General features: G+C 60.3%; 10 protein-coding genes. 9 read left to right on the plus strand and 1 reads right to left on the minus strand.

The window, feature by feature from the left end:
- Positions 1-48 precede the first annotated feature (48 nt).
- Genes thiC through AC0L2L_RS25455 form a run of 6 tightly spaced genes read left to right on the plus strand, consistent with a single transcriptional unit; the run spans position 49 to position 5,204 of the window.
- On the plus strand, positions 49-1,884 hold the full coding sequence (gene thiC / locus AC0L2L_RS25430) for a phosphomethylpyrimidine synthase ThiC (RefSeq protein WP_473582190.1): 1,836 nt from the start codon (positions 49-51) through the stop codon (positions 1,882-1,884).
- Positions 1,885-1,887: 3 nt separating this feature from the next.
- Positions 1,888-2,865, plus strand: a complete 978-nt coding sequence (gene thiO, locus AC0L2L_RS25435) for a glycine oxidase ThiO (protein WP_473582191.1) — start codon at positions 1,888-1,890, stop codon at positions 2,863-2,865.
- The gene (thiS, locus tag AC0L2L_RS25440) at positions 2,862-3,059 is read left to right on the plus strand and encodes a sulfur carrier protein ThiS (protein ID WP_473582193.1); all 198 of its coding nucleotides are present in this window, start codon (positions 2,862-2,864) and stop codon (positions 3,057-3,059) included. The genes thiO and thiS overlap by 4 nt, the downstream gene beginning before the upstream one ends.
- Before the next feature lie 2 nt (positions 3,060-3,061).
- A complete protein-coding gene (locus AC0L2L_RS25445) occupies positions 3,062-3,835 on the plus strand; it encodes a thiazole synthase (RefSeq protein WP_473582195.1) in 774 nt (257 codons plus the stop codon).
- Positions 3,832-4,437, plus strand: a complete 606-nt coding sequence (locus AC0L2L_RS25450) for a thiamine phosphate synthase (protein WP_473582197.1) — start codon at positions 3,832-3,834, stop codon at positions 4,435-4,437. The genes AC0L2L_RS25445 and AC0L2L_RS25450 overlap by 4 nt, the downstream gene beginning before the upstream one ends.
- Positions 4,428-5,204, plus strand: a complete 777-nt coding sequence (locus AC0L2L_RS25455; protein WP_473582199.1) for a hydroxymethylpyrimidine/phosphomethylpyrimidine kinase — start codon at positions 4,428-4,430, stop codon at positions 5,202-5,204. Before AC0L2L_RS25450 ends, AC0L2L_RS25455 begins: the two co-directional genes overlap by 10 nt.
- On the opposite strand, the gene AC0L2L_RS25460 is transcribed toward AC0L2L_RS25455, so the two are convergent.
- Positions 5,188-7,101: an acyltransferase family protein gene (locus tag AC0L2L_RS25460; RefSeq protein WP_473582200.1), complete on the minus strand. Its 1,914-nt coding sequence runs from the start codon at positions 7,099-7,101 to the stop codon at positions 5,188-5,190. The two genes, AC0L2L_RS25455 and AC0L2L_RS25460, sit on opposite strands and share 17 nt — an antisense overlap.
- Positions 7,102-7,518: 417 nt before the next feature.
- Between AC0L2L_RS25460 and AC0L2L_RS25465 the strand changes: the two genes are divergently transcribed.
- From AC0L2L_RS25465 to AC0L2L_RS25475, 3 genes are all read left to right on the plus strand, one after another.
- Complete coding sequence (locus AC0L2L_RS25465; protein ID WP_473582201.1) at positions 7,519-7,668, plus strand: hypothetical protein; 150 nt, start codon at positions 7,519-7,521, stop codon at positions 7,666-7,668.
- Between the two features lie 641 nt (positions 7,669-8,309).
- The gene (locus tag AC0L2L_RS25470) at positions 8,310-9,062 is read left to right on the plus strand and encodes a carbonic anhydrase (protein WP_473582204.1); all 753 of its coding nucleotides are present in this window, start codon (positions 8,310-8,312) and stop codon (positions 9,060-9,062) included.
- Between the two features lie 179 nt (positions 9,063-9,241).
- Positions 9,242-11,773, plus strand: coding sequence for a two-component system VirA-like sensor kinase (locus AC0L2L_RS25475; RefSeq protein ID WP_473582206.1), 2,532 nt, complete (start codon positions 9,242-9,244; stop codon positions 11,771-11,773).
- Positions 11,774-11,873: the final 100 nt, after the last annotated feature.

Here is an 11,873-nt window from a genome sequence, read left to right on the forward strand (position 1 = left end):
TCCGGCACAGAACTGGGTCTCCAATGCAATGAGCAAAGGAGCCTCAAGATGAATGCCCTCACCCCCGCCGTTTCGACGGGACCACTGCCCGCCTCGCGGAAAATCCACAAGCCCGGTGCAATCCACCCGCAGATCAGGGTGCCGATGCGCGAAATCTCCGTCCATCCAACGGCCGGCGAGCCGCCCGTCATCGTCTACGATCCGTCCGGCCCCTATACCGACCCGACAGTCGAAACCAGCATCGAAAACGGTCTTGCCCGGCTTCGCCACGAATGGATCATGGCGCGCGGCGATGTCGAGGCCTATGACGGCCGCCACGTGCGGCCGGAGGACAATGGGTTCGCGACGGGTGAGCGCCTGACGCCGGAATTTCCCATTCGCAACCGGCCGCTCAGGGCCAAGCAGGGCAAGGCGGTCACCCAGCTTGCCTATGCGCGCGCGGGCATCATCACGCCCGAAATGGAGTTCGTCGCCATCCGCGAGAACCTCGGCCGCGAGGTCCTGCGCAGCAAGCTTGAGCGCGACGGCGAGGCCTTTGGCGCGGCGATCCCCGACTTCGTCACGCCCGAATTCGTGCGCGATGAGGTGGCTCGAGGGCGCGCAATCATTCCCGCCAACATCAATCATCCCGAGAGCGAGCCGATGATCATCGGCCGCAATTTCCTGGTCAAGATCAACGCCAATATCGGCAATTCGGCGGTCACATCGTCGATGGCCGAAGAGGTCGAAAAGATGGTCTGGGCGATCCGCTGGGGTGCCGATACTGTGATGGACCTGTCGACCGGCCGCAACATCCACAACATCCGCGATTGGATCGTCCGCAATGCGCCGATGCCGATCGGCACGGTGCCGCTCTACCAGGCGCTCGAAAAGGTCGGCGGCATCGCGGAGGACCTGACCTGGGAGGTCTACCGCGACACACTGATCGAACAGGCCGAACAGGGTGTCGACTATTTCACCATCCACGCCGGCGTGCGGCTGCATTACATCCCGCTGACCGTCGACAGGGTCACGGGCATCGTCTCGCGCGGTGGATCGATCATGGCCAAATGGTGCCTGCACCATCACCGCGAGAGCTTCCTCTACGAGCATTTCGCGGAAATCTGCGACATCGCCAGAGCCTATGACGTGTCCTTCTCGCTTGGTGACGGTCTTCGTCCCGGCTCGATTGCCGACGCTAATGACGCGGCGCAATTCGCAGAGCTGGAGACGCTCGGCGAGCTGACGCGGATCGCCTGGGCCAAGGATTGCCAGGTGATGATCGAGGGCCCCGGCCACGTGCCGATGCACAAGATCAAGCAGAACATGGACAAACAACTCGCCGTCTGCGGCGAGGCGCCGTTCTATACGCTTGGACCACTGACGACCGACATTGCGCCGGGTTATGATCACATCACCTCTGGCATTGGCGCCGCCATGATCGGCTGGTTCGGCACCGCCATGCTTTGCTACGTCACGCCCAAGGAACATCTCGGCCTTCCCGATCGCAACGACGTCAAGACCGGCGTGATCACCTATAAGATCGCGGCGCATGCCGCCGACCTGGCGAAGGGGCATCCGGCGGCGAAAGTCAGGGATGACGCCCTTTCCCGCGCGCGCTTCGAGTTCCGCTGGGAGGACCAGTTCAACCTTTCGCTCGATCCCGAAACGGCGCGCTCGTTCCACGACCAGACCTTGCCCAAGGAAGCGCACAAGGTGGCGCATTTCTGCTCGATGTGCGGGCCGAAATTTTGCTCCATGCGCATCTCCCATGACATCCGCGCCGAGGCGCAGAAGGAAGGCATGGCGGCCATGGCGGAGAAATATCGCGCGGGTGGCGATCTCTATATGCCGGTCGAAACGCCCGGGGCGGAAGACCACGCTTTGGCGCAGGAGACGCGCTGAGCCATGCGCCGCGTCCTTGTCAAAGGCGCCGGTGTGGCAGGCCTCACCGTCGCCCATGAATTAGCCGCGCGGGGTGCGTCCGTCACGGTTGCTGAAATTCGGAGCCAGATGGGCGGCAATGCGTCATGGTCTGCAGGCGGCATGTTAGCGCCATGGTGCGAGCGCGAGAGCGCCGAGCAACAGGTGCTGGATCTCGGACGCGGCGCCGCCGACTGGTGGGATGCCGTTCTGCCCGGCCAGGCGACGCGGGCGGGAACGCTCGTCGTCGCGCCGCCGCGCGATGTGGGCGAGCTCGACCGCTTCGCCAGCCGCACCTCGGGCCATCGCTGGCTGGGCGAGGAGGACATCGCAAAGCTGGAGCCCGACCTCGCCGGCCGTTTCAAGCGGGGCCTGTTCTTCCCTGGCGAAGCGCATCTCGACCCGCGCCGGGTGATGACGGCGCTTCATGACAAGCTCGTCGCGATGGGCGTCGACTTCCGTTTCGCAATCGACGGCCAAGGCCTTCCCGGTTTCGAATGCGAGGTCGACTGCCGGGGGATCGCGGCGGACGACGCGGCGCTGCGCGGCGTTCGCGGCGAGATGCTGATCCTGCGCACGCCGGATATCTCGCTGTCTCGCCCCGTCCGGCTGCTGCATCCGCGCTTTCCGCTCTACATCGTTCCGCGCGTCGATCACCATTTCATGGCCGGCGCGACGATGATCGAAAGCGATGCGGTCGGCCCGGTCACCGTCCGTTCCATGATGGAGCTGGCGGGCGCTGCCTGCGCCCTCCATCCGGCCTTTGGCGAGGCGGCAATCGTCGAAACGAGCGCCGGTGTCCGCCCAGCCTTTGCCGATAATTTGCCACGCATCGAAACGCTCGGAAACGGCGTCGCGATCAACGGACTTTATCGCCATGGTTTCCTGCTTGCGCCTGCCATGGCGCGGCAGGCCGCTGACATCCTCTTCGATATCGACAAACGCGTAGGAGCTTGCGCATGAAACTGATCGTTAACGGAGAAGCCCTGGACAGCGCCGCCGCAACGCTGGCGGCGCTACTTGCCGAGCTTGACTATGAAGGCGACTGGCTGGCGACAGCCGTCAATAGCGACCTCATACACAAAGCCGAACGAGCGGAATTCCGATTGAACGACGGCGATCGGATCGAAATCCTTTCGCCCATGCAGGGAGGCTAGACATGTTCGATCTCCTCGGAGCGGCACTGCCTTCGCGCCTGCTTCTCGGCACCGCCCAGTATCCTTCGCCGGCCATCCTCGTCGATGCGGTCAAGACGTCGGGTGCCTCGGTGGTGACGGTCTCGCTGCGCCGTGAAATGGCCGGTGGCAGGGGCGGCGAGAAATTCTGGTCACTGGTCAACTCGCTGGGCGTGAAGATCCTGCCCAACACGGCCGGCTGTCACTCCGTGAAGGAAGCCGTCACCACCGCGAAGATGGCGCGCGAGGTCTTTGGCACGCCCTGGATCAAGCTCGAAGTGATCGGCAACCATGACACGCTCCAACCGGACGTGTTCGGCCTGGTCGAAGCTGCCCGCATCCTGTGCGAAGACGGTTTCACGGTGTTCCCGTATACCACCGACGACCTCGTTGTGGCCGAGCGGCTGCTGGAAGCGGGCTGCGAGGTCTTGATGCCGTGGTGCGCACCGATCGGTTCCGCCCTCGGGCCGATCAACATCATGGCGCTGCGCTCGATGCGCGGACATTTCCCAGGCGTCCCGCTGATCGTCGATGCGGGGTTGGGACGACCGTCGCATGCGGCGACCGTCATGGAGCTGGGTTTTGACGCCGTGCTCGTGAACACGGCGGTCGCCAAGGCGGCCGATCCGGTCGGCATGGCGCGTGCTTTCGGCAAGGCGGTCGACGCCGGTCGTGAGGCTTTCGGTTCGGGAATGCTCGAACCGCGTGACGTCGCCGTGCCGTCGACGCCGACGATCGGCAAGGCGTTTTTCTCATGAAGCTTGATCCCTTCTACCTGATCGTTGACAGCGCTAGCTGGATCGAGCGATTGGCGCCGCTCGGTGTCAGGCTGGTGCAGCTCCGTATAAAGACCACGGATGAGGCCGGGCTGCGCACTGAAATCGGCAAGGCAAAGGCCCTGTGTGCCGAGCAACAATGCCAGCTCATCGTAAACGATCATTGGCGCCTGGCAATCGAAGAAGGCTGCGACTTCGTCCACCTCGGCCAAGAGGATTTGCAGAGCGCCGACCTCTTGGCGATACGGGCAGCCGGCGTGAAGCTCGGACTGAGCACGCATAATCATATCGAGCTGGAAACGGCCACGGCGGCCGAACCAGCCTACATCGCGCTCGGCCCCATCTACCCGACCATCCTGAAGAAGATGAAATGGGCGCCGCAAGGACTCGAACGGATCACCGCGTGGAAGCGCCGGGTAGCACCTGTCCCATTGGTCGCCATTGGAGGCCTCAATCCTGACCGGCTCGACGGTGTCTTTGCGGCTGGGGCGGACAGCGCGGCGGTGGTAACCGACATCACGCTCAACGCCGACCCCGAAGCGCGCACGCGGGAATGGATCGAAAAGACGGACCAATGGCGCTGATGCGAGACCCTTATGTGCTCGTCGTCGGCGGGTCGGACTCCAGCGGAGGCGCCGGAATTGCCCGCGACATCGAGACGATCTCGTCACTTGGCGTGCGTACCTGCCTTGCTGTTACCGCGGTGACGGTGCAGACGCACGAGGCCGTCAACGAGATCCATCATTCGCCACCGGGCCTGGTGGCCGACCAGATGCGCGCCGCGCTGCAGGCGAACCAGGTGGCGGTCATCAAAATCGGCATGCTCGCAAGGGCCGAGACCGTCGCGGCTGTCGCGGCCGTTCTGCGTGAAAATCCACAAGTGCCGGTGATCCTCGACCCGGTGCTGGCCTCCACGTCAGGTCGGGCGCTTCTTGAAGCCGATGCCGTCGCCGTCATCAAGCGTAAGCTGATGCCGCTTTGCCGTCTGGTCACACCCAATCTCATCGAGTTGGCGCTCCTTGCCGGCGCGGAGCAGGCGGTCGACGAGGATGACGCGGTCGTGCAAGGCCAGGAACTCTTGGCCGCCGGAGCGCAGGCCCTGCTGATCAAGGGCGGCCATGCATCGGGACCTCGATCGACCGATATTCTGTTGCGCTCCGATCGGGAACCTATCCGCGTCGACATGCCCCGCCTTGCCGCGTCATTGCGCGGGACTGGCTGCATGCTAGCCAGCGCGATTGCGGCGCATCTGGCGAAGGCGAACTCGCTCGAAGCAAGTGCACGCGAAGGCAAGCTGTTTGTTTTCGAGAAGCTGCAGAAAAAGGCGGCCACCTCTAACGAGCAGCCCTGATCAGCCTCTCAGCAAGCCTTGTCTTTTGAGCGATGATCTCTGATCCTTCATAGGAAAGGTGGCCGCTGTCTAGGTAGAGGATTTTGTCATCGATCTCGGTTCTGCATTTTGTGTCGTCGCAGAGAAAGTCGTGGTAAGAGACAACCTCTACGTCAGCTTTCACAGCCACTTGGTTCAAGAGCTCAAGAGTGCGGGATCGCATCCGGCGGTAGTCGGCGACATAGATTTCGCAATCACTGTGCCGCCCGAGCATAAGACTTCCTCTCCCCTTTCGCTCAAGGCAATCGCTGATGTCGAAGCCTGCGACTGGCGGGGGAGCAACTACGACCACTCGCCTGCCCAAAGCGCGAACGGCCTCGATGAGGGACTTGATGCCCTCAACGGCTCCATCTACCGAAGTGTCAACTTCGGTGAATGTCCGGTCACGCCTCTTAAGCAGCATGAAGTCTTTGGAGTCAGCGACGTCAAATGGGCTGGTAATGACAACGGTCTTTATACCCGGCCGATTTTTCAGGATACCCAAAACACTGTCATTGAAGCGAATACAGTCCTCAGCGAAGGAGGGAGACGCTGCGCGATTGAAGGCAGCAACGCCTATGGCGGGGGAGCACCCGCTCATGGTGAGCTGAGCGAGGCCGGCCTCCCCGATGGTCTTGGCCAAGCCGGGAACCAGTGCCATGGCAAATGAATCGCCCCAGACCAGCAATTCGGGCCTGTCCGTCGTCTGGCAGGCCTCCGGAATGGCCTGGGGAGGCGATCCAGATGTGAGGTCACATGCCCTTGCCAGGCCGTAATTGATGCGTGGCCTCTCGGAAAGGCCAACCCTACTTTCGGCTGCGCCAATGTCGACTGACGGTGCGAAGCCGAGAAGAACCGTTGCGGCAACGAGTCCAAAGGCCATCCGTCCACGAGATGCGAAGAATCCCTGCCGGAACGGCTTTTCCACGAAACGGTGAAGAACTAAACTTGCTACAACCGAGAAGGCAACTGCAGCATAGATCGCAAGAGCGGGAGGCTCTGCCAGCCAAGCAGCCCGCACATATACAAGCACCGGCCAATGGACCAGATAGAGCGAGTACGAGATGTCCCCGATCCTCGCCATGCTTCGAACCGCCACATTATCCCTGCTGGGCGACAGCAGGAGGATCAGGGTTGCCAAGCACACCAAAGCGGCATCCACGATCGGGTTCTGCGAAACAAGTCCAATGGGAATAAGGAGGATAAGCACGAGCGCCGGGAGGCGCAGCGCCGCAAGCTTGGCTGCGACGCGAGCGCTGGCGGGAAGCAATGCCCCGAGCGAACCAATCCCTATTTCCCAAAAGCGGGTCGGCAAAAGATAAAATGCAGCATATGGGTGACGAATGGCCACGTAGAGACACAGTGCGAGGCTGGCAACCAGGAGCAAACCAACCGCGGTGAGCCGCCATCTCTTGGGAGCCAAGGCCAAGAAAGCAGGAAGCAGCAGATAACACTGCTCCTCGACAGCGAGCGACCAGAAATGCAGGAGAGGCTTCGTTTCGGCGGATTTGCCGAAATAGTCCGCCTGATTCCAGAGAACGATGTTGCCGGTGAATGTGAGCGCCCCGAGGACCTGACTTCGGAAGTCGCGCAGACCCACGTCTGACAGGAAGAAGGGTGCAGCGATCGTCGTAAGCGCAATGACCACATAGGCCGTGGGCAACAGGCGCTTCGCACGACGATAATAGAATTCCCAAAAGCTGAACCGTGACTGCTCAAACTGAGTCGCGAGGAGGCTGGTGATCAGAAAGCCTGAAATTACGAAGAAAATATCAACGCCGAGATAACCAAACGGCGAGATTTGGGTATGAAAGAGGACAACCAGCAGGACAGATAGACCCCGCAAGGCCTGGACATCGGCTCGAAACTGTCGCGGCATAAAATACCTGATGAAATTCCCGCTTTAATCGGATGAACCGAGGCCTAGGCGCGCTGGTCAGCCGGGTCTCTGCACCAAGGATGTGAAAACGTGCCCTTCTAGGATCATCCACTGGATCGATTTCGGCCGATCTGCGGGCACTCGCTCATAACACAACGAAGAAGGTTGCCGGCAGCAGGTGTCGGCGTACTTGCTTGCTTTCGGTTTATTGTTGTTCCTCTAATGTAGCATGCCCGCTGATTTGTAAAATCGATTGGTTGAATGCCATACATCCAGACTATGTATCGCTTGCACGAGTCACCGGATAAGTCTGCCCGCGGTGACGCAGTTCATCGCATTTGGCCGGCCGACAATCGGAAGCAGCACCCGAGATTAGCGCCGCCAGGCCGGCCCGGCCTGCCACAGGAACTCAAATCCTTGCGCACCCTGGAGCGAAACCAGTTCGGCATCCTGCCCGACTACAACAGCCGAGATGGCCGGGTGTTGCGCAACGAACTGTGGCCGGAGGATCTTTCCGGTTACCTTGCCCTCGCCCACAACGGACAGTCGCTACTCGCGCTCCAGTAAAATTCAGCGGCGGCTGGAAGCTGTGGCAGCAGTGCACCTTCGGCCGATTTCACCCAAAACGCTGCCGCGTCGACCAGATGCTCCGAGGCGAGGATGTCGGTGCTCGCTTGATGCGGTCACGGTTGCCACATCGAGACTCGCCGGCAACAGCTTCGACACGGGGCGGCCCTGAGCTGCTTGAGGAGGGCGAACGGTTCAATGGCAAGCCGCCGAAGGGAGGCGTCCTCAGCGGCATCGCGGATTGCACGTGAATGCATCCACAACGTGAATGTTCTTAATTGAAGCAATCTATTTCTCTTGTTGACGGATGATGAATATGAAGGCGTCACGACGCCGACGAGGCGATCTGCCACACCAGGGCAATCGGGGCAACGACCACGTATTCGGCGCAGATAGCTTGGACCATCTATCCGGTGAGAATGGCCGCTACAAACCGCATACCGTCGGTGAGGACAAGCTCAGCGGCGGTCCCGACGAGGATTCCTTTACGCGCCGACGTGAAGTCCTGCGCGACGCGCTGGTCGTATGCCGAATTGTTCGGCGTGGCTGCGATGATGTTGCAACATCACAGTTGCGACCGCAGTTCCCGCCATGCCAACCGCAAATGATAAACTCAGTTCAAGTCCAGGAGCGAAAGCAATATGCATCGTCGTAATCTGATCAAAGGGTTCGTTGCACTCGGCGCGTGTCCCATTTGCGCTGATGCCGCTGGGGCGGCGAGCACCCATTGGGGATATGCCGGCCCGGCCGGGCCTGAACACTGGGGCGATCTGGATAAGAGAAATTTCGTCTGCTCGGCGGGCACACAGCAATCGCCGATCGATATCAAGGGCGCGGTCAAAGCGGATATTCCGCACATCGCCATCGGTTGGCACAAGGGCGGCGGCAGAATGGTGAACAACGGCCACACCATCCAAGTCAACCTGCCGCAAGGCAGCACCCTCACCCGCGGGGATCGTGTCTACGAACTGATCCAGTTCCATTTCCATGCGCCGAGCGAACACTACGTGGCAGGCAAGAATTTTCCGATGGAAGTGCATTTTGTCCATAAGGACACCGACAGCGACACTCTGGGTGTGCTGGGCGTGTTTCTGGCGCCTGGCGCGACAAATGCCAGCTTCGCCAGCCTTGCTGCAGCATTTCCCGCAACATCAGGCGAAGAGGCAGCCGTCGACGAGGTCGACCCGAACGGGCTTCTGCCGGCTTCGCTTGGCTACTGGACATATGAAGGATCTTTGACGACGCCGCCATGCACCGAAAACGTCGACTGGATGGTGGCGACGGAACCGGTTGAGGTCGACCCAGCGGACATCGAGCGATTTACCTCGCTCTATCCCCGGAACGCGCGCCCTATCCGTTCACCCAATCGGCGCTTCATCCTGGGCCTCAGCTGAGGCCCCTGCCGAGTGAGGGGTCGAAGCACCGCCCCGCGACATATTCATCTGCTTCCAAGATCGCAAGGATGTGCTCCGCGTCGCGGAGGCGCCCCTTGGGCGCTCATTCTGGTCCTGGAAGCGGACCAAGACCAAATTCGGCAACGGTCTCAGCCGTCCTTACAAGGAGAGAGGTAGGCGTGGCTTTCCTGTTCCAGCAGCATCCGGCCGCATACCGAACCCGGGGGGCGCTAGAATTCACGTCGGACCTTCGCCAGGCGTGCACCACGGATCAAACGCCGTTTCCTTGGGAAACATGGCTCGGTTCCGAGGCAATTCTAATTGCCCTAGCCGCCTCGATTGCGCTCTTGGTCGGGACGCAGTGGCAGGCCCCCCAGATCAACGACGCGGTCCTAAGCCAGCTGCGAACCATTCAGATCAACGATGCATTGCTCCAGTGGGACGTCGCCCGCGCTCGAACCGACATGGCATTGGATTTCCGTTCGGTTGCGTCTACCGGACAGGCGCTGCAACGCAATGTCGAAAACTTGCAACGCCATCTCGAGCTTTCGCCCGATGAGAGCTCCGGGGAATCCGCACTGCTCGCGCAGCTTAAAAGCTCGATCAAAAACACACAGGCTGCCATCTCAGCCTTGGTCAAGCAAAATCAGCTTATGAAAAGCTCTCTCGCAGACCTTGCTCGCGCGATTTTTCGCCCTGGGGAGGCACCGTCGGGCAGGCTTGAACTTTCCAAGCTAGTGGTGTTCTCGTCCGAATCGGGGCGCATCCTCGCCTCACACATGGATCAGCCTCTCGACCGATTTGCTGCCAGCCAGGCCCGGGCTGCCGCGGATGTTATGGGCAAGGCCGGCGCTGCCGCGTCTTCTTTATGGAGGTTGGATCAAGCTGCCAATCAGATCGCATCTCTCGACACCTCCTCCAAGGCCGCCGAACTGGAGCGAGAGCATCTGAAAGGCTACAGCCTGGCCAGCGCGCAAGCGCAGCGTGCGCGATTTTTCTTTGGCTTGCTGTCCATATGCATCTGCTTGTTTGCGATCGTTCGCTCCTCCAGACAGCATCTGCGGACGAACCGACTGAAAAGGCGGTTGGAGCTTGAAGAGGCAATGAGTGAGATCGAAGCTTGCTTCAACGACAGTAGAGCAAAGAACGACGCAGCGCGCTTTTCCACCGAAGCAGCGCTTAGACTCTTTCGACGCGTTTTCGATGCGGATCAATGCGCGCTTGCTCTGGTTGATCCGAGCCTCAGCAGGCATACCGAGTGCTTTGTGGCAAACACGTGCATACCCGTCTGGAACGTCGCACTTGTTGATGAAGTCGTTTCACTTGTCCGCGCCGGACGGCCAGTGTTTCGCGTCGTGCCTGCGGCCGAAGTGGTTCGGACGGCCATAGGCAGTTCCGGTGTTTGCCAAATTGTTGCTTGCAGGACCTCCGATCAGCAGGCTGCGGTTTGCATCCTTGTTTTTGAAGGAGATCGCTCACTCCCCTCAGCTGACGACCTCCGGGTTCTTGCCAGTGCTATTGCGCGTTTGAGCAGCCATCTTGAAATGCAACGTGTAAATGCCGAACGCGAGCTTCTGGTGAGTCGATGGGAGCATTTGGAAAGGCTGAGGACCGTCGGCACGATCGCAAGCGGCGCCACACATGAGTTCAACAATATTTTAGGCGCAATAATCGGATATTCGGAGATTGCCCAAGGTCTTGTTCGCCGCCCCTCTAGAATTCGGAACCACATCGACCAAATCATCTTAGCTGGACACCGAGCCAAGCTGATCGTTGACCAGATCTTGTCACTTAGCCGAAAGCGAAAGCGCGCGGCAGTGCCTTTCAACGTTTCCGAGATTGTTATGGATCTTGTGCCATTGCTACGGATTACGGTTCGTGCGGGTGTTCAGTTGAACTTCAAGATCAACGAGTGGCAATCGGTGGTCGAGGGCAGCCCAACCGAGATACAGCAGATCCTTATGAATCTGTGCAAGAACGCGTCGGAGGCTGTCTTGAACCAGGGCCGTGTCGAGATTAGCGTTTCTCGCGCCCAGGTGTACCAAACAAAGCCGCTCGCTCAGGGCACTTTGAGACCTGGAGATTACGTTCTCCTGTCCATCAGCGACAATGGCCCAGGAATTGCAAGTTCGGTACTTCCGCATGTCTTTGAACCCTTTTTTACCACCCGCTCTCGCCTCGGCGGGACCGGCCTGGGTCTTGCTGCGGTTGACAGGCACGTGAGCGCGCTCGCAGGATGCCTTGACGTCACCTCGGCTGTTGGCCGAGGTACTCGCTTCGATATCTATTTACCGGCCTCCGAGGAGGAGCCAGTCAGCGCTGACATCGCTGTCGGCTCATACGACGGATCACTTGGCAACGGAGAAATCATTGCAGTCGTGGAGCCCGACCCAGCAGAGTTGGGGATCTACAAGAAGAAGATCTCCGCGCTGGGTTATAAGCCGGTCGGCTTCGCGACCTTCGAAAGTCTTTGCGGCTGGATCGAGAGCGGGAAGGCAGCCGACCTGATGATTTTGGGTAGAGCGCCTTTCCTCGAGCGAGGACAGGCCGAACCCGTATGCCCCACCCTCATGGCGGTGCCTGTCATAGTCGTGGGCGAAATCGACCCCATGCCGGTCACATCTGCGAATCAGGGCCTCGTCCTTTGGCTAGCGAAGCCGGTCTCGTCCCGGACAATGGAGCATGCGGTTCGTACAATGATGATGGCATAATGCCGCCGACTCGCTCGGGCTCCTTGCGTATTCCGACGAAGCCGGCCATCGATTCCGATTTGAAGCCGGCCAGTCATTCCGATTTCATTCCGGCCGGTGT

The organism is Mesorhizobium sp. WSM4832, assembly GCF_055811115.1.